Here is a 23,990-nt window from a genome sequence, read left to right on the forward strand (position 1 = left end):
CCGTTTACCTCCTGACAATCCGTGCTGATGTTCTTAAATAACGAACAGACTTAGAATTTTGACGCGTATTTTGTTATGATTAAATAGATATGGATGAGAGACCATAAATAAACCAAAAAAAACAGAATACGCATTCTTTCATTATAATTCGACACGAATTTCAGTTCAATGAAAATTATGATAAAACTACATGACAATGCTGTTACGGAGGGAAAATGGGTGAGTGTTTCCAAAATGGACTCCAAAGTCTTAGATTCAATCATTATGAAGATGTTAAAAACGGTTGACGGGAGCAAGGACGAAGTCTTTCAAATCGGCGAGCAGTCCCGTCAGCAATACGAAGGCTTAGTGGAAGAGCTGAAGCAGATTAAACAGCAAGTCAACGAAGTCATCGATCTCGGAGACAGGCTTGAGGTGCATGCGCGCCATGCCCGAAACCGCTTGTCAGAGGTCAGCCGCAACTTTCATAAATTTAGCGAAGAAGAAATTCGCGAGGCTTATGAAAAAGCGCACAAGCTGCAAGTCGAGCTGACAATGATCCAGCAGCGGGAAAAGCAGCTGAGAGAAAAGCGCGATGATTTGGAACGGAGGCTGTTGGGCCTTCAGGAAATCATCGAGCGCTCTGAAGGGCTTGTCAGCCAAATTACTGTCGTCTTGAACTATTTAAATCAAGATCTGCGCCAGGTGGGCGTCCTTCTGGAGGATGCGCAGGCCAAACAGGATTTCGGACTGCGGATCATTGAAGCGCAGGAGGAAGAAAGAAAAAGAGTCTCCCGGGAAATACACGACGGACCGGCGCAAATGCTCGCCAACGTCTTAATGAGATCGGAATTGATCGAGCGCATTTTCAGGGATAAAGGAACGGATGAAGGCTTCCAGGAAATCAAAAACCTCCGTCAAAACGTCCGCAATGCCCTTTATGAAGTGAGACGGATTATTTATGATTTAAGGCCGATGGCTTTAGATGATTTAGGATTGATTCCGACGCTCAGAAAATACTTGAATACAATCGAAGATTATCATGGAAAAGCGAAAATTCATTTCCAATGCATCGGAGAATCTGAAGACAGGCGAATTGCGCCGCGATTTGAGGTGGCACTGTTCCGCCTTGCCCAGGAAGCGGTCACAAATGCCTTAAAACACTCCGAATCAACAGAGATCCATGTTAAAGTAGAAATAACAAAAGATTTTGTGACACTGATCATTAAAGACAATGGAACAGGCTTTGATATAAAAGAAGTGAAAGGCAACAAAAACAAATCTTTTGGTCTTCTTGGCATGAAAGAGAGAGTCGATTTGCTCGAAGGTTCGATGACAATAGATTCGAAAATAGGTCTCGGGACATTTATTTTGATCAAAGTTCCGCTTTCTTTGTAAAGGTAACTGTAAAATAGAGACAAAAGACATATTGACCATAAAAGCGGTGTATAGAACAATGAGAATGGGGAGGCGTAGCTTGTGACTAAAGTAAATATTGTAATTATTGACGATCATCAGTTATTCCGTGAAGGTGTAAAACGGATTTTGGACTTCGAACCTACCTTTGAGGTAGTAGCCGAAGGAGACGACGGTGATGAAGCAGCTCGCATTGTCGAGCACTATCATCCTGATGTTGTGATCATGGATATCAACATGCCGAATGTAAACGGAGTGGAAGCGACAAAACAGCTGGTCGATCTTTACCCGGAATCAAAGGTTATTATTTTATCCATTCACGACGATGAAAACTATGTAACACACGCATTAAAAACAGGAGCACGCGGCTATCTTCTGAAAGAAATGGATGCCGACACACTGATTGAAGCCGTAAAAGTAGTGGCTGAAGGCGGATCTTACCTTCACCCTAAGGTTACGCACAATCTTGTCAACGAATTCCGGCGTTTGGCAACAAGCGGGGTATCAGCGCATGCCCAGCATGAAGTGTATCCGGAAATTCGCAGACCGCTTCACATTTTGACGAGAAGGGAATGCGAGGTTTTACAGATGCTCGCAGACGGAAAAAGCAACCGCGGCATCGGTGAATCATTATTTATCAGCGAAAAGACGGTTAAAAACCATGTCAGCAACATCCTGCAGAAAATGAATGTAAACGACAGAACTCAAGCTGTCGTCGTGGCCATTAAAAACGGCTGGGTAGAAATGAGATAATAGTGGACTTGCCATCAGGCAGGTCTTTTCTTTTTCTTGAAAATCAAATTTTATAATGAAAAACGACTGCTTTTCTTTTAAAATAGATAAGAGTATCTTTCATAAGGAAGGTTTATTTCATGAAAACAGCAGTAGTAACAGACAGTACAGCTTATATCCCCAAAGAACTGCGGGATCGCTATGATATTCATATGATACCGCTCAATGTTATTTTTGGCGAGGCTTCATACAGGGAAGAGATTGATATGAGCTGGAAGGATTATTATAAAGAAGTAAAAGCCCATCAAAATCTCCCGACGACTTCACAGCCGGCATACGGAGAAATGATCTCTCTCTATGAGAAGCTTGCTGCGTCGTATGATGCGGTCATCAGCATCCATCTCTCCAGCGGAATCAGCGGAACGTTTAACAGCGCTGTATCCGCGGGCGGAATGCTTGATGATATTAAAGTGTATCCGTTCGATTCGGAAATCAGCTGCATGGCGCAGGGCTTTTATGCGATCGAAGCGGCTGAGATGGCGGAAAAAGGGGCGGCTCCCGAAGACATCCTCAGCCATTTGGAGCACATGAAAATCTCGATGAGGGCTTATTTCATGGTCGACGATCTTTCCCATCTGCAAAGGGGAGGGCGGCTCAGCGGCGCTCAGGCGTTTGTCGGAAGCCTTTTAAAAGTAAAGCCGATTCTCCATTTTGAAAATAAGTTGATCGTGCCTTTTGAAAAGATCCGGACGAGAAAAAAAGCGTTAAACCGTTTGTATGAGCTTTTCGGCGAGGATGCCGGAAAAGGCAAACCGCTCAGAGCGGTCGTGATTCACGCCAACCGCGAAGAGGAAGCCGATCAAATCATTGCAAAGCTGTCACAGCAATATCCTCATGTCGAATTTTATAAAAGCTACTTCGGCCCTGTAATCGGCACACACCTTGGTGAAGGGGCAATGGGCATTGCCTGGTATATAGTATAATGCTAATCTCCGTTTTTAGAAAAACGGGGATTTTTGCATTTTGAGCCGTTTTCAGACCGCTGTTTTTCGATTTTCCCGATTTTACAAGAAAACGGGAATGATAGATACTGAATGCGTGATTGGAGGTGGTCTGAATCGAACATGAGGCATCCGCATATACCGGCAACCTGCAGGCTCTTCTGGAGGCGCGCCAGCTTCTGAAAAGCGAGCTTCCCTTTCCGGACAGCGCCGTAGAATGGCATATACAAAACGGACTCATCAAGGCTGAAACACCGATTCAAAAAACGGCAAAGGGCTTGATCTGCATGAGGTGCGGCCAGCGCGATCCGTCACGTTTTGCGCAATATCCTTGTTTAATATGCCAAAAAGACTGTGTATACTGCCGTTTCTGCGTAATGATGGGAAGGGTGAGCGAATGCACGCCGCTTTTGACATGGACAGGCGGCGGTTCTTCGGCATGGCCGCCGGTCAGCATGACCTGGAAAGGTGTTCTTTCGGCCGGACAGGAAAAAGCGGCGCGAATGATTGTCGATGCCATCCGCCAAAAAGAGCAGCTTTTAGTCTGGGCGGTTTGCGGTTCAGGCAAAACAGAAATACTTTTTCAAGGAATTGAGTTTGCGCTAAACAAAGGTTTAAGGGTATGCATCGCCACGCCGAGAACGGATGTAGTGCTGGAGCTCGCCCCGCGGCTGCAGACCGCATTTAAAGGATTGGACATCGCCGTATTATATGGCGGAAGTCCGGACAGAGGGAAGCTTGCACCGCTTGTCATCTCAACAACCCATCAGCTTCTCCGCTATAAAAAAGCATTTGATGTGATCATCATCGATGAAGTCGACGCTTTTCCATTTTCTCTTGACCAAACACTGCAATATGCTGTTCAAAAAGCGCGAAAACCGCAAAGCGCCCGCATCTATTTAACCGCCACCCCATCGGAAGAAATGAAACGAAGCGCTGAAAATGGCAAGCTCCGCACTGTGCAGATACCCTCCAGATATCACCGCAAGCCATTGCCTGAGCCTGTTATGAGGTGGTGCGGGAACTGGAAGAGAGGACTCGACAAGGGAAAACTGCCGCCCGTAATAATGCAATGGCTTTTCAAGCATAAAGAGCTGCAGCAGCCGGTTTTTTTATTTGTTCCCTCGATTCCAATTCTCAAATCAGTGTCATTCCTATTAAAAAAAGCGCAATTCCAAGTCGAGAGCGTTTATGCAGACGACCCCGGCAGAAATGAGAAAGTCGGGCTGTTCAGAGAAGAAAAGCTTGATGTACTGGTGACGACAACCATTTTGGAAAGGGGAGTGACGGTCAGAAAAGTCCAGGTCGGGGTGCTCGGTGCGGAGTCGGCCGTCTTTAGCGAAAGCGCGCTTGTCCAAATCGCCGGCAGAGCCGGCAGACACCCGCAGTTTCCTTGGGGATACGTCTGTTTTTTTCACTTTGGCAAAACAAAGAGCATGAATGCGGCCTGCCGCCATATTCGCGATATGAATAAATTGGCTAAAAAGGAAATATTGGTTGACTAGTCCGATATTCATGGTACAGTATACTCATGATATGAAAATTGAGGAGCGGTGCCGGAATGTTAGTCAATGCAAAAGAAGCTGTTTTGGAAGAATTGTTTGATCAGTATATCGACCAGCTGCATATGGATTGCATGTGCGAAAGGTGCAAAGAAGATGTTCTCGCCCTTGCTTTAAACGCGGTCAAGCCAAAATATGTCACAGATGCGTCAAAGCTAACTTACATCAAAGCAGAGCTAGTTGATAAACAAAAAAATACGTCCATGCTTGTCACCTTGGCTGAAGCCGCAAGAAAGGTGAATGAAAATCCGTATTGCGAAAATCAACAGAAAGGAAGAGGATGAGCTGAATTGTTTAATCTGTGAAGCGCCTCTTTCACATTCTCTTTCATGGCGTGTCTTGTTCTTTTTGCGAACGGAAGAAAAGATATGTCGGGAATGTAAAGAGAGCTTTAACAAGATCGAAGGAACCGTATGCCGCAAATGCGGCAGGCCGCAGGACAGTGAAAGGCTCTGCCGGGATTGTTTAAAATGGGAAGCCGATCCGAAAACACGCTCACTTCTCAAGCAAAACCGCTCCGTTTATCTGTACAACTCTTTTATGAAAGACGCGCTCGCCCGCTTTAAGTTCAGAGGCGATGCCGAACTTGTCTTCGCTTTTGCCCCATCATTTATCCGCGCCTTTCAAACATACTGCCGCCATTCTCATCCCATACTCGTGCCGATTCCTTTAAGCGAGGAACGCAAAATCGAGAGAGGCTTTAATCAGGCGGAGCTGCTTGCTTCCTTATTAAAAAGACCCGTCATCCATCCATTGATCAGAACGGAAAATGAAAAACAATCCAAGAAAAGCAGAGCGGAGCGCCTTAAAGAAAAAAACGTCTTTCAAACGGACAAAGGATCTGTAAAGGGTCTCCATGTCATGCTGATTGACGATTTGTATACGACCGGCGCAACTCTCCACCATGCAGCCCGGTGCCTGAAGGTTGACGGCGGAGCCGATTTGGTATCATCTTACACATTAATTCGAAGCTAAATCATTTCTTTTCCCTGCCGATATATAAATTAGAATTTAAGGATAGGGGTCAAAGTTTATGAATCAATTGGCGAATTGTCCAAGATGTAATGCATTGTTTATGAAAAGCAGCTTTCAAACCGTTTGCCATTCATGTCTCAAAGAAGAAGAACGTTCATTTGAAAAGGTATATAAATTTCTGAAGAAGCAGGAAAACCGCCAGTCTACGATGATTCAAATCGTGGAAAAAACCGGGGTTGAGGAAGAGCTGATTCTGAAATTTATCAGGCAGAAACGCATCCATATTTCCAATTTCCCGAACCTTGGCTATCCATGTGAAAGATGCGGCACCTTGATTCGTGAAGGCCGTTATTGCAAGCCTTGTGATGAAGACCTGGCTTCACAAATGAGTCAATTGGATCAGTTGGAACAGCTTGAAAAACAGAAAACGAATAGTTCTAAAGGCACATACTATACCATTCAGCCCAAAAATGATTGATTCCCTAAACTACCTTGCAGCTCAGACGATAAAATGAGTATGATCATAGACAAACTATGACGGAAAGTGAGAGGAATCCCATGAAAATCAATCAATACGGAACACAATCTGTTCATTCTTATCATAAATCTTTTGAAAAACAAACGCCATCTGCACAGGCGGCAGCCAAGCAGGAAGATAAAGTCGAAATTTCTGCAAAAGCAAAGGAGCTCCAGCAAGGTCCTGCTTTAATGAAGGAACGGCAGGAGAAAATTGCCCAGCTGAAGGCAGCCGTGGAAAATGGGACATACAAGGTAGACGGCAAAGGCATCGCTGAAAAAATGGTTCATTTTTATAAGGAAAAATAAGAAGGGAGGAAGACGTTTAGTGAAACGGGTGATTGAAGAGCTGGAGCGCTTGTGCGTTTTGCATGAGCATCTTTTGACGCTGTCCGAACAAAAAACGGAGGCGCTGAAGACAAATGAGATTAAAGAGCTTTCAGAAATCGTGACGAAACAACAAAAGTATGTGCAGGCAATTGAACAAACGGAGCAATCCCGCATTGAAGCGACGAAAGGCTGCCTCGGAAGCACGGATGCCACCATCAGCGCATGTATCAGCGCAGCTGAAGGAGATGAAAAAAGGACGCTTGAACAGTTATTCGCCAAGCTCTCCAAGCTTCTCATCCGTTTAAAGGATGTGAACGACTTGAATAAGCAGCTGACGTTTCAGTCGCTTCAATTCATCTCGCTCACCTTTGACTTGCTTATGCCGAAAGAAGGCGGTTCGAACTATGGAAAAGATCAGCAGCCAAATCAATTAGGCAGCGGGACAAAACGGCTTTCTTTATTCGATTCAAAAGCGTAAAACGGAGGGGAAAAGATGACAAATCCAACTTTTTTAGGGCTGGAAATCGCCAAAAGAGGGTTGTCTGCACAGCAGTCCGCTTTAAGCGTCACATCAAACAACATCTCAAACGCCAATACCGAGGGCTATACAAGACAGCGCGCCACATTTAAATCGACAACACCTTACCCGACGGTATCAATGAATTCCATCGGTCTTGCCGGACAGATGGGGACAGGCGTCGAGGTCGGCACGGTAGAACGGGTCAGAGACAGCTTTCTCGACTATCAATACCGGACGCAGAACACGAATGTCGGATACTACAATGCGAAGGCCGATGCCTATGAACAAATGGAAGGCATTATGAATGAGATGAATGGGACAGGCTTGAACAGTGTTCTTAATTCCTTTTGGAATTCGATTCAGGAATTGACGAACAATGCACACGAACCAAGCGCACGCTCGGTTGTCGCCCAAAAAGGAAAGGCGGTAGCCGAGACGTTTAACCATTTGTATGAATCGTTGACAACCGTTCAAACCAATTTGGGGGATCAGATTGAACAAGATGTTTTGTCAATTAATTCCGTCCTTTCACAGCTGAACAGTGTGAACGACCAAATTGCACAGGTCGAGCCGAACGGCTATTTGCCGAATGATTTGTACGATAAGCGGGATATGCTGCTTGATCAGCTGTCTTCAATGGTCAATATCAAAGTCAGCTACAGTAAATCGGGAGGCAATCCACAAGCTGGGGCCCAAGGAATTGCTTCCGTTGAAATTCTTGACAGCAATGGTCAGTCTCTCGGGAAAATTCTTGACGGGCCAAATTTCACAACTGCGAATGTGAAAGTCAACTATGACAATGACACGAACCTTGTGACAAGCGTTTCAATCGGCGGCACGGACATCGGCATCGATTCATTTACCAGCAAAGGTTCGCTTCTGGGCTTAATCGAATCTTACGGCTACATGTCCAGTGGCGAAGAGAAGGGTGTATATCCTGAAATGCTTGCCGACCTTGATGAGATGGCCCTCGCATTCGCAAAGGAATTCAATACAGTCCATCAAAACGGATATACTTATTCCGGTGATCCTGGCGGCGCGTTCTTTGAATTCACCGGCGGAGAGGCCGAACCTGCCAAAGGAGCCGCTGCTAAAATCAAAGTGGCCGATGATATCATGGATTCCAAGGGAGAAAATATCGCCGCATCTCTGAACGGTGAGACGAGCGATAACTCAAATGCGACAAATCTGGCGGAGGTCTTTACGAAAAAGTTTCAGATCGGTGAGAAAACAACGACGGTTTTAGACTATTACGCCGGTATGATCGGAGAAATGGGTGTGCAAGGACAAGAAGTCAACAGGCTTCTTGCGAATTCGGAGACGCAGCTCAATTCAGCCGAATTAAACCGGCAGTCGGTGAGTGCTGTTTCACTCGACGAAGAAATGACGAACATGGTCCAATTTCAGCATGCTTATAATGCAGCGGCGCGAATGATCACGCTGCAGGATGAAATCCTCGATAAGATTATTAACGGCATGGGTGTCGTAGGAAGGTAGGTAAAGAGCGATGCGGGTAACCCAAGGCATGATCGCAAAAAATTCTTTGCGCTACATCAGCTCCAGCTACGGAAAGCTGGATAAGCTGCAAACACAGATTTCAACAGGGAAAAAAATCACGAAGGCGTCGGACGATCCGATCGTCGCGATGAAAAGCCTGAAATACAATACACAGCTGTCTCAGGTTGAGCAATACAAAAGCAATGTTTCCCAAGCATTCACATGGCTTGAAAACACGGAAACGAACATAACTGAAGGTATTGACATCATGGGGCAAATCAGGGACAAGATTGTCAATGCGAAAAATGATACAAATGGTGACACAGAGTTAAAGGCCATCGGAGTCGAAATCGGCCAATTAAAGGAACAGCTGATTCAAGTCGCCAATACACAGGTCAATGGCCGCTACCTATTCAATGGAACGAACTCGGATGTCGCTCCAATCGTAAAAAATGCGGACGGCACTTATACGTATAATTTTGAAAGCTATACAAGTTCTTCAGATGTGAACATTAATGTCTCTCCAAATGCAACATTAAATGTGAACTCAAACCCGAACTCGGCTTTCGGCGGAAAATCAGACAGCGGGCAAAATGTCTTTGAAATGCTGTCGTCTCTTGAAGATGCGTTGAATTCGAATTCCTTGGATGATATGGACGCTGTCATAGCAGATATTGACAAATTTACCGGTCAAATGAGCGCGGAACGGTCTGATGTAGGAGCGCGCTATAATCGGCTTGAATTGATCGAAACAAGGCTGGGCGTACAAGAAGAGACTTCAACAAAAGTGTTGTCAGACAATGAAGATGTTGAACTTGAAGAAGTCATCACAGACTTTATTACACAGCAAAGCGTTCACAGAGCGGCGCTGTCCGTAAACGCGAAAATTGTTCAGCCGACATTAGTTGACTTCTTAAAATAAAAGCGACTCTTTTGGAGTTGCTTTTTTTCGGCAAAAGGAGGTAGCTAGCATGCAAATACCAAGGTTGATCATGCAAAATACACCGGGACGAATCGGGTTGACGACGACACCGCCGGACATGAAAATCGAACAGCCGCAAGCCGATGTGAAAATCGAGCAGCCGCCGGCGGAATTAAAGATATCAACCACCCCTTCAAAGCTTACGATTGACCAGACGAAAGCCTGGGAAGACTTAGACAGGAAGCATATTTTCAAAAGAATTGAAGAGGCCGCCCAGCAAGGCCATCAAGATTGGCTTGACGGACTCGCGAGAACCGCTGAAGAAGGGGACGAACTGATGAGGATCGAAAATGAAGGCGATCCGATCGCCGATCAGGCGAGAAGAAACACCGAGCCTGAACCGATTCAGATCGGTGTCCATTTCACACCGGAGTTCTCAAGAGTGAAAATCGATTATACACCATCAAAAGTTGATATTCATGCGGTGCCGCACAAACCGGTCATTGAAGCGAAGCCTAATCAACCGGTGATTGAATATACACCCGGCAATGTAAAGGTTGACATGCTTCAATATCCGGAGTTAAAAATAGATGTGGAGTATCCGCAGCAAAAGTAATCAGCAAAGGATCGTGAACGATGATCATTAAAACGAAATACCACGGTGAAATGCCTATTAATGAAGAGCAAATTTTGGTGATGGAAAACGGGATTCCCGGCTTTGTCGATGAGAAAACATTTGTCATCCTGCCGCTTTCCGAAGATTCCCCGTTTCTTGTCCTCCAATCGACGGCAACTGAAGAACTCGCGTTTATCGTCGCCAGCCCGTTCATCTTTTTTAAAGAATACGGGTTTGACCTTGACGATGCCACGGCTGAGCATCTTGAAATTGAGAAGGTCGATGATGTCGAAGTGATGGTCATTTTGACGATTGAAGATCCATTTGAAAAAACGACAGCCAATCTGCGTGCGCCGATTATTGTCAATCGCACTAATAAGCGCGCGAAACAAGTCATTTTGCACGACACCTCTTATACGACAAAGCACTTGATAGGAGGATCCCCATGTTAGTCTTAACGCGCAAACTGAATGAAGCGATCCAGATCGGCGCCGATATTGAAGTGAAGATCGTTGCCGTTGAGGGAGACCAGGTCAAAATCGGCATCAGCGCTCCCAAGCATATCGATATTCACCGCAAGGAAGTCTATTTGTCGATTCAGGAAGAAAACAGCCGGGCCGCTTCCATCTCCAACGACTTTCTCGCTCTCTTGTCCTCACAAAAAAAGTGAGGATTTTTTTCATTTTTAAGCTAAACAAACTATCCTCCACTCCGATATAAAGGATGTAGCAGGACAAGGGTGAACGCGATACTCGGAAACTGCCGCAATGATGCACATGGACGTGCTCGACACCCATTTCAAGGAGGAAAACAAAATGAGAATCAACCACAACATCGCGGCGCTGAACACGCACCGCCAACTGACTTCTGGCACAAACGCTGCCAGCAAAAACATGGAGAAACTATCTTCTGGTCTTCGCATCAACCGCGCTGGTGACGACGCTGCCGGACTTGCGATTTCCGAAAAAATGCGCGCGCAAATCCGCGGCTTGGACATGGCTTCAAGAAACGCCCAAGACGGCATTTCTCTTATCCAAACAGCTGAAGGTGCATTGAACGAAACACACAGCATCCTTCAACGCATGAACGAGCTTGCAACACAAGCGGTCAACGACACAAACACGGACACTGACCGTGCCGAGCTGCAAAAAGAAATGGATCAGCTTGCTTCTGAAATCACAAGAATTTCAACTGACACTGAGTTCAACACGAAAAAGCTGATCGACGGAACAGCTAAAGACATGACGTTCCAAATCGGAGCAAACGAAGGTCAAACCATCAGCCTTTCCATCGGCAAAATGGATGCTGAAACATTGAAAGTGGGTACACTGTTCACTGCTGATGCAACCGGTGATAATCTAACGGACGCAGCGGGTAACACTCTTACATGGAAAGATGGAGGAGATGTCGCAGCTGATGGTACTGGAGCAAACCTTTTAGATAGTGACGGCAATACAATCGGTACTTATAATGCAACAGGAGCTAAAGGTGAAGGATTTTATAATGCTGGTGGCGATTTAGTATTTGCGGGTTCGTTAAATGCTAATGAAGTAGCATACACCGAATCAGCAGGATACTATGACTCAACAAATCTGGCAAAACAGTCTCTTGCTATTGATAAGCTATCTGATGGAGATACAGTCACAAAAGGTATCGACATCACTACTAAAGACGCAGCTTCAAAAGCTTTAACGACTGTTAAATCTGCAGTCGACAGTGTATCTGCTGAGCGTGCGAAACTTGGTGCGGTGCAAAACCGTCTTGAGCACACAATCAACAACCTTGATACATCTTCTGAAAACTTGACAGCTGCTGAGTCTCGTATCCGTGACGTAGACATGGCGAAAGAAATGATGTCTTACACGAAAAACAACATCCTGACTCAAGCTTCTCAAGCAATGCTTGCGCAAGCGAACCAACAGCCTCAAGGCGTACTTCAATTATTACGTTAATCGGACTAAAAAAGACTCTGGCGACAGCCGGGGTCTTTTGCTTGTCAGCCCTGGTTTTTCGATAAAACCTTGGCTGACAAGCTTTTTTTGTATGAATGTATTTTCGTAAATTATCCATATTTATTGGAAGGTAAATGGAAGAAACGTGTTTAATTGATATATTGAAGACATAAAAAGGGGGAGTTAAATGATGAATGTTAAAAAAGCTTGTGTTTCCATGCTTTCGGTTTCCGCGCTCGCTTTATCAATGAGCGGACCCGCTTTTGCCGCTGAGCAGCCGCAGCCTCAAGCAGCGGCCGTAAAATCAGCCGTTTTGAAACCGGCAAGCATTGAAACCGTCGGGGCATGGAACAAGTCCATTTCAACGACAGGCGGAGAAGTGACGTTGGACACGGTGTACTGCAAATACGATACGATCCTGACGATCAGCGGCTTTCAGGAAGCGCAAGGCACTTCCGCCAGAGTCAGATACCAGCTCAGGGAGAAAATCAGCAGCTATGAAGTCGGCCCCGTCATCAGCTATGTCGATGTCACAAATGTGAACGGCTATTATTCAAGAGCATTCGCCACGAGCGTTTTATCGACTGATAAGACATACGTGATTCAAGCTGTCAACAATACATCTGCTCCAGTTACATTGAGAGGAAACGCTATCCTCTACTATGAATAAGAGACATCCGGACAGATCTTGTTTCTGTCCGGATTTTTCATGATAAGCCTCGAAAACAGAACCTCCGCAAAACGGCGGCCTCCAAAATCCGCAGCCATTCCTTTAGCAAATCCATGATACAATGAAAAATCAGCTTCATTTTAAAATCGATTTTTCAAGTGAAACCAAACAAGTTTTTTTCCAATAAATATTGAACTTGACTAAACCTAACCGATATAAACGATAGATCAAAGCATGGGGGATGAAATAGATGTCAATTGAGAGCGTCCATTCGATTTCCGACCGGATTATGAATGCTTATCAGTTAAAGGCGGCGAATCCTGTTGAGGAACAGGAGCGAGGGAATTCAGCTGAGTACGAAGTTTCTTTTCCGGAACTGCAGAAGACGGTTGAGGGAGCAAATCGCCTGCTGGAACCAACACAAATTCACCTTCAGTTTGAACTTCATGAAAAATTAAATGAATATTTTGTTAAAGTAGTAGATAATAAAACGAACGAAGTCATCCGGGAAATTCCGCCTAAAAAATGGCTCGATTTCTACGCGGCGATGGCTGAGTTTATGGGCTTGATTGTTGATAAATCTTTATAATAAAGGAGAGAATGCGTGATGGTAACAAGAATTACCGGGCTTGCCAGCGGAATGGATATAGATTCTATGGTTGAAAATTTGATGAGGGCGGAGCGAACGCCTCTGGACAAGCTCAATCAGAAGAAACAGCGCTTAGAATGGCAGCGCGACAGCTACCGCGACATCAACAAGAAACTTGAAGAGTTCTCTAAATATGTCTTTGATAATATGATCCTATCTACAAACTACAATAAAAAAACGGTTTCAAGTTCAGATACATCAAAAGTGACGGCCAAGGCGGTCAATGCAGAAAACAATGTCACAACACAAATTAAGGTGGGAAACCTTGCGACCGCGTCTACATATAAGTCGACAGGTACGATTAATTACACCGCAGGTTCAGCCCGAACGCTGACTTTTAACGTTACGAAACCGGGAGAGACGAAATCCAGCCCGGTCAGCATCAAAATATCCAGCTCGGATACCCTCGACCAGGTCGTATCTAAAATCAACAGCTCTGGGCTTGGCGTAACTGCGATGAAAGAAAATATTAAAAATGCAGCCGGTGATTATGTCGAAACGATCGCTTTAACGTCCAATGCGACAGGCGCCGGCGGGGTGATTCAGGCGGCTGATTCTGCGACGGCAAGCTTTATGTCGGATCAGCTCGGTTTCACGCTCGATGCCTCCAACAACCTGACAGCCAGCACAGAAGGCGTTGACGCCGTCATCACCTTCAACGGCCTTGAGATGAAAAAGTCATCAAATACCTTTAATGTCAATGGTGTAGAGTACACGCTCACCGGTGTGACGGGAATCGCCGACACAGACACACCAGTGACCATTTCAACCGCCACCGATGTAGACGGGATTTATGACAGCATCAAAGAATTTGTCGACAAATACAATGAACTGGTCGACGAAATCAATTCAAAGCTGAACGAAAACAAGTACAGAGACTATCAGCCTTTGACTGACGAGCAAAAGAAGGCAATGTCAGAGGATGAAATCAAACTGTGGGAAGAAAAGGCGAAAAGCGGATTGCTTCGCAACGACTCCATTTTGTCAGGCAGCACCAACGCGATGCGGGCTAAGATGTACGAAAGCGTGTCTGTCAATGGACAGACCCTGCAGCTGGCCGAATTCGGCATTACGACAACAAGCATCTATTCTTTGCGCGGGCATTTGGAAATCGATGAAGATAAACTGAAGGAAAAAATCGCTGAAGACCCTCAGGCTGTCGTCAATTTATTTAAAGCGGACGGCGTGACATCAGGGGAAAAAGGGATTGCCAGACGACTCCGGGAAACCTTGGAGGACACGGTTAACCAAATCGAGAAAAAAGCCGGAAATTCCGGTTTGGCATCTTCTCAATATATTTTGGGCAAAAGTCTGTCATCTGTCGAAAACAGCATCTCCGATATGGAAAACCGTTTAAAAGATATCGAAAACCGTTACTATAACAAGTTCACCGCGTTGGAGACGGCGATTCAAAAAATGAATTCTCAATCTGAATACATCAGCCAGATGTTTAGCGCATCATAATATGGAGGATCAAAACAATGGCGATTAACAACCCTTACGCAGCTTACCAGCAAAATTCAGTAAACACCGCTTCCCCCGGGGAGTTAACGCTCATGCTGTATAACGGCTGCCTGAAATTTATTAAAAAAGCTCAGCAGGGAATTGAGCAGGGCGACATGGAAATGAAAAATGAAAACCTGGTAAAGGCGCAAAATATCATCCGGGAATTGAACATCACCCTTGACAGAAGCATCGAAATAGGCGAATCGATGGCGGCCATGTACGAATACATTTACCGACGCCTGGTGGATGCCAATATTCATAATGATCTCGACATCCTGCGCGAAGCCGAGGGGTATGTCATTGAGTTTCGCGATACGTGGAAAGAGGTCATGCAAATCGAACGGCAGGGCCGGCACGGATCAGGCGGGCAGGCATGATGAGCAGAACAGAGCTCATATACAGCGAAACGAAAAACATGCTGTCAGAGATCAAGGGTGCCCCAGAAACTGATGAGCTGCTTCAGACCATTGAAGACTTTCTGGCGAAGCGGGAGGACTTGCTCAAAGAGATCAAGCTTCCCCTTTCTACTGAAGAAAAACACCAGATGGCTCAAGTGATGGAATGGGATCCATTGATTGTTGATGAGCTGAAAAGGCTGCAGCAGGCCGTCAAACAAGAGCTGATCCAAGTGAAGAAGAAGCGCACCCTGCACAATACGTATATGAACCCATACAACAATATCACGATCGACGGCCGCTATTATGACAAGCGCAAATAGGTGAGACATTTGACAAGCACCGAGGATTATATGCTTTTAACAACGTATTATCAGCTTTTGTTTACGATTGAAGAAGGGTTTTGCTATTTGATCGAGGCGAATCAAAACTTGGAGAAGACGGAAGGGGAGCGGATTTTTAACGATTTGATCTATGCTTTTTTTCAATTGGATTCATCGCACACGGTTCTGCTTTCAATAGTGGAGACAAGCTGTGTCAAATCGTCCATTCGTTTCTTTGACAGGGTCTTCCGCGAGTTTGACCGTCTGATTTATCACAATTATCCTTCCGCTGAGTTTCACCACGATTTGATCAACCGTTTTTTACCGCTTTACCGAAAATGGATGAATGCGATTCATCAATGCATGAGACCGTATGTGATCCATTGATGGCCATACGCCCGGCAGCATGTCGGGTGTATGGCCGTTTTGTTTAGAAAGGGAGGGGCTTTGTCCGAGTTTCGAAAGTAACGTTCTGATTTCTTCCGTTCCTGCATATATCTAGGATTCCAAAAGGGAATTTACATCGGTGACATCTTGAAGGACAAAATTCGTCAAAATTCACGGATTTTTCACATAATTTTTACGTTTATGCAGGATTTCAGAAGGGAAAAGGAGAAATGTATTTACATATCCTTAATATAAAGGAGGCGTTCTTTTGATGGAGTACAACGTCAGAGGAGAAAACATTGAGGTAACGGCAGCGTTAAGAGAACACGTCGAGAAGAAAATTGGAAAGCTGGAGCGTTATTTTGAAAATAACGTCGATGCGATTGTCCAGGTCAACTTGAAATTTTACAATGATCAGGAATCAAAGGTTGAAGTGACAATTCCAATGACAGACCTCTCTCTCCGTGCGGAAGTTCATCACGAAGATATGTACACAGCAGTAGATCTAGCAGTAAACAAACTGGAACGTCAAATTCGCAAGCATAAAACAAAAGTGAATCGCAAATTTCGCGAAAAGGGTTCTCCGAAATATGTATTTGCGGAAGGGAACGGCATCGGCACCGCCCTCCATGAGGAAGCGACAGATGATGAACAGCCGCAGGTTGTCCGTCAAAAGCGTTTTAACTTAAAACCGATGGATAATGAAGAAGCGATTTTACAAATGAATATGCTTGGACACAGCTTCTATGTCTTCACGAACGCCGAAACCAATCTGACCAATGTGGTTTATCGAAGAAACGACGGAAAGTACGGTTTGATCGAACCGAATGAATAAAGAATGAGCAGCACCCCTCTCGGTTGCCCCGCAGAGGGGATTTTTTCCGTTGATCTGCGGTAAATTGTTTGGAAATGACAAAAGGTGTGATATGATAATTGATATATATAAATCACTGTTTAAACAAGGAAAATTACAGAGGAGCGTTATTCTATGCTTGGAATTTTAAATAAAGTGTTTGATCCGACAAAACGCACGCTCAGCCGTTATGAAAAGAAGGCGAATGAGATTGATGCGCTCAAAGCGGAGATGGAAAAGCTTTCTGATGAAGCGCTGAAACATAAAACGATCGAGTTTAAAGAACGGCTTGAGAAAGGCGAATCGGTTGATAACCTTTTAACAGAAGCGTTTGCCGTCGTCAGGGAAGCCTCCCGGCGCGTCACCGGCATGTTTCCGTTTAAAGTTCAGCTGATGGGGGGGATTGCCCTTCATGAAGGAAATATCGCCGAAATGAAAACGGGGGAAGGTAAAACATTGACTTCCACGATGCCCGTTTATTTAAACGCGCTTTCCGGAAAAGGCGTCCACGTCGTGACGGTCAACGAATACCTGGCAAGCCGCGACGCCGAAGAGATGGGGCAAATCTTTCAATTTCTCGGACTGACGGTCGGTTTGAACTTGAACAGTCTGTCAAAAGACGAGAAACGCGAGGCTTATGGCGCCGATATTACGTATTCGACCAACAATGAGCTTGGCTTTGACTACTTGCGGGACAACATGGTTCTTTATAAAGAGCAGATGGTTCAGCGTCCGCTTCATTTCGCGGTCATCGATGAAGTCGATTCGATCTTGATTGATGAGGCGAGAACACCGCTGATTATTTCCGGACAAGCGGCCAAATCGACGAAGCTTTATGTGCAGGCCAACGCGTTTGTGCGGACATTAAAAGCTGAACAGGACTACACATACGATATTAAAACAAAAGCTGTTCAGCTGACGGAAGAAGGCATGACAAAGGCGGAAAAAGCGTTTGGCATCGAAAACCTGTTCGATGTCCGCCATGTGGCATTAAACCACCATATCGCCCAGGCGTTAAAAGCGCATGCGGCGATGCATAAAGATGTTGACTATGTCGTGGAAGAAGGACAGGTTATCATCGTCGATTCCTTTACAGGTCGTCTGATGAAGGGCCGCCGCTACAGCGACGGACTCCACCAGGCGATTGAAGCGAAGGAAGGGCTGGAAATTCAAAATGAAAGCATGACGCTTGCGACGATCACCTTCCAAAACTACTTCCGGATGTATGAAAAGCTGGCCGGTATGACGGGTACGGCGAAGACGGAAGAAGAGGAATTCCGCAACATCTACAACATGCAGGTTGTGACGATTCCGACGAACAAGCCGATTGCCCGGGATGACCGTCCTGATTTGATTTACCGAACGATGGAAGGCAAATTTAAAGCGGTCGCCGAGGATGTCGCCCAGCGCTATATGGTCGGACAGCCGGTTCTTGTCGGCACCGTTGCGGTCGAAACGTCTGAATTGATTTCCAAGCTTCTGAAAAACAAGGGAATCCCGCATCAGGTGTTGAACGCGAAAAACCATGAACGCGAAGCGCAGATCATTGAAGACGCCGGCCAAAAAGGCGCGGTGACGATCGCGACGAACATGGCGGGACGCGGAACGGACATCAAGCTTGGCGAAGGTGTCAAAGAGCTTGGAGGGCTTGCGGTTATCGGGACCGAGCGCCATGAATCGCGCCGGATTGACAACCAGCTCCGCGGACGCTCAGGACGTCAGGGAGACCCCGGGATCACGCAATTTTATCTGTCAATGGAAGATGAATTGATGAAGCGGTTCGGAGCCGAGCGGACGATGGCGATGCTCGATCGTTTCGGGATGGATGATTCGACACCAATCCAAAGCAAGATGGTGTCAAGAGCGGTCGAATCTTCACAAAAACGTGTCGAAGGAAACAACTTTGACGCCCGTAAGCAGCTTCTGCAATATGACGATGTCCTCCGCCAGCAGCGCGAGGTCATCTACAAGCAGCGCTTTGAGGTGATTGATTCCGACAACCTCCGCTCCATCGTCGAAGACATGATCAAATCTTCACTGGAACGGACCGTCGCTTCGTTCACTCCGAGAGAGGAGCTGCCTGAAGAGTGGAATCTCGACGGGCTCGTCGAACTGATCAATGCGAACTTCCTTGATGATGGGCTGCTTGAAAAGAGCGACATTTTCGGAAAAGAGCCTGAGGAAATCACAGAGCTTGTGTTTGACAGGATCAAAACGAAATACAATGAAAAAGAAGAGAGATACGGCGCAGAACAAATGCGCGAATTTGAAAAAGTGATCGTTCTTCGCGAAGTGGATACGAAATGGATGGATCATATTGACGCGATGGATCAGCTCCGTCAAGGCATTCATCTGCGGGCATACGCCCAGACAAATCCGCTCCGTGAATATCAGATGGAAGGCTTCGCCATGTTTGAAAACATGGTCGCCGCCATCGAGGATGACGTTTCAAAATTCGTCATGAAGGCTGAAATTGAAAACAACCTTGAGCGCGAAGAGGTTGTTCAAGGACAGACGACAGCCCATCAGCCGCAAGAAGGCGATGAGGCCAAACAGGCGAAGAAAAAACCGGTCCGCAAAGCGGTCGATATCGGCCGAAACGACCCGTGTTACTGCGGAAGCGGAAAAAAATATAAAAACTGCTGCGGAAGAACAGAATAAAAAGAGGTGTGCGCCTCTTTTTATTTTGCTCCGGCTTGAATACATGATGAGGTGAAGAACATGGAATTAGTTGAAATCAGACAGGAACTTGAAAATATGGCTACTCGATTAGCGGACTTTAGGGGGTCTCTTTGACCTCGAAGCAAAGGAAGCGAGAATTAAAGAATTAGAAGAGCAGATGGCTGACCCTGACTTTTGGGGTGATCAGCAAAAAGCGCAGACGATCATCAATGAAGCGAATGGCCTAAAAGACTATGTCAACACATACAAAGATTTAAGCGAGTCGCATGAAGATCTGCAAATGACGCACGATCTTTTAAAAGAAGACCCGGATCCTGATCTTCAGGCTGAACTCGTAGACGAGCTGAAAAGCTTGACAAAGCGGTTCAATGAATTTGAGCTGCAGCTATTGTTAAGTGAGCCGTATGATAAAAACAATGCGATCCTTGAGCTTCATCCGGGCGCCGGCGGAACCGAATCCCAGGATTGGGGCTCCATGCTTCTCAGAATGTATACGAGATGGGCTGAGCGCCGCGGATTTAAAGTGGAGACACTTGATTACCTCCCCGGCGATGAAGCGGGAATCAAGTCCGTCACACTTTTGATCAAAGGACATAATGCATACGGTTATTTAAAAGCGGAAAAAGGCGTGCACAGGCTCGTCAGGATTTCTCCGTTTGACTCCTCAGGCCGCAGGCATACGTCGTTCGTTTCCTGTGATGTCATGCCTGAATTCAATGAAGAAATTGATATCGAGATCCGCACGGAAGATATTAAAGTCGATACGTACCGGGCGAGCGGAGCGGGCGGACAGCACGTCAATACGACGGACTCGGCCGTCCGTATCACCCACTTGCCGACAGGGGTCATCGTCACATGCCAAACAGAACGTTCGCAAATTAAAAACCGCGAGCGCGCGATGAAAATGCTCAAATCAAAGCTGTATCAGCGCAGAATTGAGGAGCAGCAGGCACAGCTCGATGAAATTCGCGGCGAACAAAAGGAAATCGGCTGGGGAAGCCAGATCCGTTCATATGTTTTCCATCCGTATTCTCTTGTCAAAGATCATCGCACCAATACGGAAATGGGGAACGTGCAGGCTGTCATGGACGGTGACATCGATTCGTTCATTGATGCATACTTGCGTTCAAAGCTGTCCTAAATGAATGAGACACATCCATATCGGATGTGTCTTTTTTTTGATGCGGCTAAACCCGTCAGCGTTTGTCCATGATAAGTCGTAAGAGCGGGACAACCTTTGCTCCTCTGCCGCTTTATCCGATTAACACGTTATCCGGCTGTTATTTACTTACAATAGGCGAAATGCTATACTCTCGATTGGTAAAGAAATGTGCGGGGGATGACATACATGACATTTGACAAGAAAAGATATCACGTTTGGCAGGCGATGCGCGATTACGGCTACATTCTTTTAGGGTCGGCGATTGTCGCTGTCACATTTAACATGTTTTTGCTGCCGAACCGGATTGCAGCCGGCGGGGTCAGCGGAATCAGTACGATACTGCAATCATTCGGTTTTGAAGCGGCCTATGTCCAATGGGCTTTTAATATTCCTTTATTTGTCGCCGGCGTCTTGATCCTTGGCGGGAAGTTCGGAGTAAAGACGCTTGTTGGATCTGTGTTTCTCCCGCTTGTTGTCTATCTGACGAGGAATATCGCGCCTGCGACGGAAAATGCGCTGTTGGCAGCCATTTTTGGCGGCGTCGGGATCGGAGCGGGAATCGGAATGGTTTTCCTTGGGAGAGGCTCGACAGGTGGGACTGCGCTTGCGGCTCAAATCATTCATAAGTACACAGGGCTGTCCCAGGGGAAGTGCCTGGCACTGATAGATGGAACGATCGTGCTGTCGGCGATGTTCGTTTTTAATATTGAGCAAGGGCTTTATGCCATGCTTGGCGTTTACATATCGAGCAAAACGATCGATGTCATTCAGCTCGGCTTGAATCGCTCAAAAATGGCGATGATTATTACAAACCGGGAAGAAGAAGTACGACAAGCGGTTTTGAAGAAGATCGACAGAGGCATTACAAAAATCTCGGCTGTCGGGGGCTATACGGATGATGAACGTCCCATCCTGATGTGTGTTGTCGGCCAAACGGAGTTCACAAAGCTGAAACAACTGGTGAAGCACATTGATGAGTCTGCATTTGTCATTGCTATGGACGCTTCTGAGGTGCTCGGAGAGGGTTTCAAACGCGCGTGATCGAAGGTATAATAGGATTGATTTGTAAAAGGAGCTGACCTCAAAATGAAAATGAAGCTGTTTACTCTGTTTATGGCTGTTTCCTTTGTGCTCGCCGCCTGCGGAGGCAACAATGAAAGCAAAGAAAAAAATACAGGCGGGCAAGCGACTGCATCTGACGGGGAAGAAATTTACCAACAAAACTGCACAGGCTGCCACGGCAAGGATCTGGCCGGCGGCTCTGCGCCGAGCTTGAAAGAAGTCGGCGGCAAATATGATGAAAAAGAAATTAAAGACATCGTTGTCAATGGCCGCGGCAATATGCCGGGAAACCTTGTCAAAGAAGATGAAGCAGAAGAGATTGCAAAATGGCTTTCCGAGAAAAAATAGGAAGCGTCCCAGGGGGAACCTTTTTCACACGGGAGTGAAAAAGGTTCTTTTTGTGTTGAATGATTCTTTTTACCTAATGAAAAAGTGGGTAAAACAGGTTATTTCGTCTTGGAAAAGGCCTAAAGTACACATTTTCTGGGGGATTTTACGTTTTTCCTATAACTAATGTCGTTATTGAAACAAAACTGTAATATCATTTTGTCTAATCTTGACGTATAATGGGTGTTGTTGAAAAAGAGAGCAACACAGCTTGCGGACTGCAAGCGGATTGATAAAGGACATAAAACGACATACGGTTTCGAAGAGTATGACCGTATAAACATAAAAGATTAGGTGATTACATGATCGAAATGACAGATGTGTATAAGACTTATTCCAACGGGGTTTCAGCGCTGAACGGAATAAGCATCTCAATATATCCCGGGGAGTTTGTTTATGTTGTCGGGCCCAGCGGAGCCGGAAAGTCAACCTTTATTAAAATGATCTACCGCGAGGAAAAGCCTTCCAAAGGGAAGATTGTCATCAACAAGAAAAATTTGGCCCAAGTAAAAGAAAAAGATATTCCATATGTCAGAAGAAAAATCGGCGTCGTCTTCCAGGACTTTAAACTGCTGCCGAAGCTGACGGTGTTTGAAAATGTCGCATTTGCTTTGGAAGTCATCGGGGAGCGACCTGAGGTCATCAGGAAAAAAGTGCTTGAAGTCCTTGATCTCGTACAGCTGAAGCATAAGGCAAGGCAATTTCCCGACCAGCTTTCAGGCGGTGAGCAGCAAAGGGTATCGATCGCAAGGTCAATCGTCAACAGCCCTGATGTGGTCATAGCGGACGAGCCGACGGGAAACCTTGACCCGGAGACATCTTGGGAAATCATGCGAACGCTTGAAGAAATCAACAACCGCGGAACAACAGTCGTTATGGCGACTCATAATAAAGAAATCGTCAACACCATGAAGAAACGTGTCATCGCAATCGAAGACGGAGTCATTGTGCGTGATGAATCTAGAGGGGAGTATGGTTCTTATGATTAGAACTCTCGGACGGCATTTGCGCGAGAGTCTGAAATCTCTCGGGAGAAACACGTGGATGACCTTCGCATCCATCAGTGCTGTAACCGTAACACTCATCTTGGTCGGGGTATTTTTGGTGATCATGTTCAACCTATTGCATATGACATCAAACGTCGAAAAACAAGTAGAAGTCAAAGTTTTAATCGACTTAACAGCCAATGAAGATAAAAGAGCTCAGCTTGAAAAAGATATTAAAGACATTCCAGAAGTCAGCAGTGTTAAATACTCTTCAAAAGATGAGGAGCTTAAAAACTTAAGAGACAGTTTTGGGGAAGACGGGGACGTCTTTGCAATGTTTGAGCAGGAAAATCCGTTGAACGATGCGTTCATCGTCAAAACGTCCAATCCTCAGGATACGCCAAAAGCGGCCAAAAAAATCGAGAAGCTCGGCAGCGTTTATAAGGTGAACTACGGGAAAGAGCAAGTTGACCGTCTGTTTAAAATCAGCAATGTTACCAAAGCCATCGGAATTGGATTAGTTGTCGGTCTCTTGTTTACAGCAATGTTCCTAATCTCTAACACCATTAAAATTACGATTTTTGCAAGACGGAAAGAAATCGAGATTATGAAGCTTGTAGGCGCGACAAACTGGTTTATCCGCTGGCCTTTCTTTATCGAAGGTCTGCTGCTCGGTGTATGCGGCTCCATCATTCCAATCGCGATCCTGGTCGGAATGTATGATCAAGCTATTCAATGGATTGCTCCAAAAGTGCAAGGAACTTTTATTGAGTTATTGCCATACAATCCGTTCGTGTTCCAGGTTTCCGCCATTTTGATGCTGATCGGCGGCATTATTGGCGTATGGGGAAGCTTGATGTCGATTCGAAAATTCTTGAAAGTTTAAACCGGCGCTTACCGCCGGTTCTGT

Annotated in this window: 28 protein-coding genes; all 28 read left to right on the forward strand. The window is 45.8% G+C overall.

Annotation, left to right across the window (positions count from 1 at the left end; translation table 11 throughout):
* The first annotated feature begins 219 nt into the window (after positions 1-219).
* Entirely contained in the window at positions 220-1,377 is a 1,158-nt protein-coding gene (locus M654_RS03410; protein ID WP_026588948.1) for a two-component sensor histidine kinase DegS, read from the forward strand.
* Between the two features lie 81 nt (positions 1,378-1,458).
* Positions 1,459-2,148 (forward strand): two-component system response regulator DegU, encoded by a 690-nt coding sequence (gene degU, locus M654_RS03415; protein WP_026588947.1) that lies wholly within the window; start codon positions 1,459-1,461, stop codon positions 2,146-2,148.
* 119 nt (positions 2,149-2,267) lie between these two features.
* Entirely contained in the window at positions 2,268-3,110 is an 843-nt protein-coding gene (locus M654_RS03420; RefSeq protein WP_026588946.1) for a DegV family protein, read from the forward strand.
* A gap of 407 nt (positions 3,111-3,517) precedes the next feature.
* Entirely contained in the window at positions 3,518-4,633 is a 1,116-nt protein-coding gene (locus M654_RS03425; RefSeq protein WP_442858858.1) for an ATP-dependent helicase ComFA, read from the forward strand.
* A gap of 56 nt (positions 4,634-4,689) precedes the next feature.
* Positions 4,690-4,974, forward strand: coding sequence for a late competence protein ComFB (locus M654_RS03430; RefSeq protein WP_026588943.1), 285 nt, complete (start codon positions 4,690-4,692; stop codon positions 4,972-4,974).
* On the forward strand, positions 4,931-5,665 hold the full coding sequence (locus M654_RS03435) for a ComFC family protein (protein WP_035428518.1): 735 nt from the start codon (positions 4,931-4,933) through the stop codon (positions 5,663-5,665). Before M654_RS03430 ends, M654_RS03435 begins: the two co-directional genes overlap by 44 nt.
* A gap of 58 nt (positions 5,666-5,723) precedes the next feature.
* The gene (locus M654_RS03440) at positions 5,724-6,143 is read left to right on the forward strand and encodes a TIGR03826 family flagellar region protein (protein WP_026588941.1); all 420 of its coding nucleotides are present in this window, start codon (positions 5,724-5,726) and stop codon (positions 6,141-6,143) included.
* An 80-nt stretch (positions 6,144-6,223) separates the two neighbouring features.
* Positions 6,224-6,490: a flagellar biosynthesis anti-sigma factor FlgM gene (gene flgM, locus M654_RS03445; protein ID WP_026588940.1), complete on the forward strand. Its 267-nt coding sequence runs from the start codon at positions 6,224-6,226 to the stop codon at positions 6,488-6,490.
* Positions 6,491-6,509: 19 nt separating this feature from the next.
* Positions 6,510-6,989, forward strand: coding sequence for a flagellar protein FlgN (locus M654_RS03450; protein ID WP_026588939.1), 480 nt, complete (start codon positions 6,510-6,512; stop codon positions 6,987-6,989).
* Between the two features lie 15 nt (positions 6,990-7,004).
* Positions 7,005-8,528, forward strand: coding sequence for a flagellar hook-associated protein FlgK (gene flgK, locus M654_RS03455; RefSeq protein ID WP_026588938.1), 1,524 nt, complete (start codon positions 7,005-7,007; stop codon positions 8,526-8,528).
* A gap of 10 nt (positions 8,529-8,538) precedes the next feature.
* Complete coding sequence (flgL, locus tag M654_RS03460; protein WP_026588937.1) at positions 8,539-9,450, forward strand: flagellar hook-associated protein FlgL; 912 nt, start codon at positions 8,539-8,541, stop codon at positions 9,448-9,450.
* Positions 9,451-9,499: 49 nt separating this feature from the next.
* Positions 9,500-10,066, forward strand: coding sequence for a DUF6470 family protein (locus M654_RS03465; RefSeq protein WP_026588936.1), 567 nt, complete (start codon positions 9,500-9,502; stop codon positions 10,064-10,066).
* Positions 10,067-10,086: 20 nt separating this feature from the next.
* Complete coding sequence (gene fliW, locus M654_RS03470; RefSeq protein ID WP_026588935.1) at positions 10,087-10,518, forward strand: flagellar assembly protein FliW; 432 nt, start codon at positions 10,087-10,089, stop codon at positions 10,516-10,518.
* Positions 10,512-10,736, forward strand: coding sequence for a carbon storage regulator CsrA (gene csrA, locus M654_RS03475; RefSeq protein WP_026588934.1), 225 nt, complete (start codon positions 10,512-10,514; stop codon positions 10,734-10,736). The genes fliW and csrA overlap by 7 nt, the downstream gene beginning before the upstream one ends.
* Before the next feature lie 145 nt (positions 10,737-10,881).
* Positions 10,882-12,018, forward strand: coding sequence for a flagellin N-terminal helical domain-containing protein (locus M654_RS03480; RefSeq protein WP_026588933.1), 1,137 nt, complete (start codon positions 10,882-10,884; stop codon positions 12,016-12,018).
* A 190-nt stretch (positions 12,019-12,208) separates the two neighbouring features.
* Positions 12,209-12,688 carry a hypothetical protein gene (locus tag M654_RS03485; RefSeq protein WP_142246075.1) on the forward strand — a complete coding sequence of 160 codons (480 nt, stop codon included), beginning with the start codon at positions 12,209-12,211 and terminating at the stop codon, positions 12,686-12,688.
* A gap of 250 nt (positions 12,689-12,938) precedes the next feature.
* The gene (gene flaG / locus M654_RS03490; protein ID WP_026588931.1) at positions 12,939-13,277 is read left to right on the forward strand and encodes a flagellar protein FlaG; all 339 of its coding nucleotides are present in this window, start codon (positions 12,939-12,941) and stop codon (positions 13,275-13,277) included.
* A gap of 18 nt (positions 13,278-13,295) precedes the next feature.
* A complete protein-coding gene (locus M654_RS03495; RefSeq protein ID WP_026588930.1) occupies positions 13,296-14,801 on the forward strand; it encodes a flagellar hook-associated protein 2 in 1,506 nt (501 codons plus the stop codon).
* A 17-nt stretch (positions 14,802-14,818) separates the two neighbouring features.
* Positions 14,819-15,220 carry a flagellar export chaperone FliS gene (gene fliS / locus M654_RS03500; protein WP_026588929.1) on the forward strand — a complete coding sequence of 134 codons (402 nt, stop codon included), beginning with the start codon at positions 14,819-14,821 and terminating at the stop codon, positions 15,218-15,220.
* The gene (locus M654_RS03505; protein WP_026588928.1) at positions 15,220-15,561 is read left to right on the forward strand and encodes a flagellar protein FliT; all 342 of its coding nucleotides are present in this window, start codon (positions 15,220-15,222) and stop codon (positions 15,559-15,561) included. The genes fliS and M654_RS03505 overlap by 1 nt, the downstream gene beginning before the upstream one ends.
* Before the next feature lie 9 nt (positions 15,562-15,570).
* Complete coding sequence (locus M654_RS03510; RefSeq protein WP_026588927.1) at positions 15,571-15,948, forward strand: DUF8042 domain-containing protein; 378 nt, start codon at positions 15,571-15,573, stop codon at positions 15,946-15,948.
* 271 nt (positions 15,949-16,219) lie between these two features.
* Positions 16,220-16,783 carry a ribosome hibernation-promoting factor, HPF/YfiA family gene (hpf, locus tag M654_RS03515; RefSeq protein ID WP_026588926.1) on the forward strand — a complete coding sequence of 188 codons (564 nt, stop codon included), beginning with the start codon at positions 16,220-16,222 and terminating at the stop codon, positions 16,781-16,783.
* Positions 16,784-16,936: 153 nt separating this feature from the next.
* A complete protein-coding gene (secA, locus tag M654_RS03520; protein WP_026588925.1) occupies positions 16,937-19,462 on the forward strand; it encodes a preprotein translocase subunit SecA in 2,526 nt (841 codons plus the stop codon).
* 60 nt (positions 19,463-19,522) lie between these two features.
* Positions 19,523-20,624, forward strand: a protein-coding gene (prfB, locus tag M654_RS03525; RefSeq protein ID WP_142246076.1) for a peptide chain release factor 2 whose coding sequence is annotated in 2 segments (ribosomal slippage) — positions 19,523-19,594 and positions 19,596-20,624 — 1,101 coding nt in all. Because the reading frame shifts where the segments join, the coding sequence is not laid out codon by codon here.
* 207 nt (positions 20,625-20,831) lie between these two features.
* Positions 20,832-21,686: a YitT family protein gene (locus tag M654_RS03530; protein ID WP_026588923.1), complete on the forward strand. Its 855-nt coding sequence runs from the start codon at positions 20,832-20,834 to the stop codon at positions 21,684-21,686.
* 45 nt (positions 21,687-21,731) lie between these two features.
* The gene (gene cccB / locus M654_RS03535) at positions 21,732-22,055 is read left to right on the forward strand and encodes a cytochrome c551 (RefSeq protein ID WP_026588922.1); all 324 of its coding nucleotides are present in this window, start codon (positions 21,732-21,734) and stop codon (positions 22,053-22,055) included.
* A gap of 341 nt (positions 22,056-22,396) precedes the next feature.
* Positions 22,397-23,083 (forward strand): cell division ATP-binding protein FtsE, encoded by a 687-nt coding sequence (ftsE, locus tag M654_RS03540; RefSeq protein ID WP_026588921.1) that lies wholly within the window; start codon positions 22,397-22,399, stop codon positions 23,081-23,083.
* Complete coding sequence (gene ftsX, locus M654_RS03545; RefSeq protein WP_026588920.1) at positions 23,076-23,966, forward strand: permease-like cell division protein FtsX; 891 nt, start codon at positions 23,076-23,078, stop codon at positions 23,964-23,966. Before ftsE ends, ftsX begins: the two co-directional genes overlap by 8 nt.
* The last annotated feature ends 24 nt before the right edge of the window (positions 23,967-23,990 follow it).

This window comes from Bacillus sp. NSP9.1, assembly GCF_000465465.2.
Lineage (GTDB): Bacteria > Bacillota > Bacilli > Bacillales > Bacillaceae > Bacillus > Bacillus sonorensis_A.

What these genes read in the sequence shown, in the direction of transcription:
- M654_RS03420 (WP_026588946.1), top strand. Translation starts at nt 2,268, where the DNA reads ATGAAAACAGCAGTAGTAACAGACAGTACAGCTTATATCCCCAAAGAA.
- M654_RS03430 (WP_026588943.1), top strand. Translation starts at nt 4,690, where the DNA reads ATGTTAGTCAATGCAAAAGAAGCTGTTTTGGAAGAATTGTTTGATCAG.
- M654_RS03435 (WP_035428518.1), top strand. Translation starts at nt 4,931, where the DNA reads ATGAAAATCCGTATTGCGAAAATCAACAGAAAGGAAGAGGATGAGCTG.
- M654_RS03440 (WP_026588941.1), top strand. Translation starts at nt 5,724, where the DNA reads ATGAATCAATTGGCGAATTGTCCAAGATGTAATGCATTGTTTATGAAA.
- flgM (WP_026588940.1), top strand. Translation starts at nt 6,224, where the DNA reads ATGAAAATCAATCAATACGGAACACAATCTGTTCATTCTTATCATAAA.
- flgK (WP_026588938.1), top strand. Translation starts at nt 7,005, where the DNA reads ATGACAAATCCAACTTTTTTAGGGCTGGAAATCGCCAAAAGAGGGTTG.
- flgL (WP_026588937.1), top strand. Translation starts at nt 8,539, where the DNA reads ATGCGGGTAACCCAAGGCATGATCGCAAAAAATTCTTTGCGCTACATC.
- M654_RS03465 (WP_026588936.1), top strand. Translation starts at nt 9,500, where the DNA reads ATGCAAATACCAAGGTTGATCATGCAAAATACACCGGGACGAATCGGG.
- fliW (WP_026588935.1), top strand. Translation starts at nt 10,087, where the DNA reads ATGATCATTAAAACGAAATACCACGGTGAAATGCCTATTAATGAAGAG.
- csrA (WP_026588934.1), top strand. Translation starts at nt 10,512, where the DNA reads ATGTTAGTCTTAACGCGCAAACTGAATGAAGCGATCCAGATCGGCGCC.
- M654_RS03480 (WP_026588933.1), top strand. Translation starts at nt 10,882, where the DNA reads ATGAGAATCAACCACAACATCGCGGCGCTGAACACGCACCGCCAACTG.
- M654_RS03485 (WP_142246075.1), top strand. Translation starts at nt 12,209, where the DNA reads ATGAATGTTAAAAAAGCTTGTGTTTCCATGCTTTCGGTTTCCGCGCTC.
- flaG (WP_026588931.1), top strand. Translation starts at nt 12,939, where the DNA reads ATGTCAATTGAGAGCGTCCATTCGATTTCCGACCGGATTATGAATGCT.
- M654_RS03495 (WP_026588930.1), top strand. Translation starts at nt 13,296, where the DNA reads ATGGTAACAAGAATTACCGGGCTTGCCAGCGGAATGGATATAGATTCT.
- fliS (WP_026588929.1), top strand. Translation starts at nt 14,819, where the DNA reads ATGGCGATTAACAACCCTTACGCAGCTTACCAGCAAAATTCAGTAAAC.
- M654_RS03505 (WP_026588928.1), top strand. Translation starts at nt 15,220, where the DNA reads ATGAGCAGAACAGAGCTCATATACAGCGAAACGAAAAACATGCTGTCA.
- hpf (WP_026588926.1), top strand. Translation starts at nt 16,220, where the DNA reads ATGGAGTACAACGTCAGAGGAGAAAACATTGAGGTAACGGCAGCGTTA.
- secA (WP_026588925.1), top strand. Translation starts at nt 16,937, where the DNA reads ATGCTTGGAATTTTAAATAAAGTGTTTGATCCGACAAAACGCACGCTC.
- M654_RS03530 (WP_026588923.1), top strand. Translation starts at nt 20,832, where the DNA reads ATGACATTTGACAAGAAAAGATATCACGTTTGGCAGGCGATGCGCGAT.
- cccB (WP_026588922.1), top strand. Translation starts at nt 21,732, where the DNA reads ATGAAAATGAAGCTGTTTACTCTGTTTATGGCTGTTTCCTTTGTGCTC.
- ftsE (WP_026588921.1), top strand. Translation starts at nt 22,397, where the DNA reads ATGATCGAAATGACAGATGTGTATAAGACTTATTCCAACGGGGTTTCA.
- ftsX (WP_026588920.1), top strand. Translation starts at nt 23,076, where the DNA reads ATGATTAGAACTCTCGGACGGCATTTGCGCGAGAGTCTGAAATCTCTC.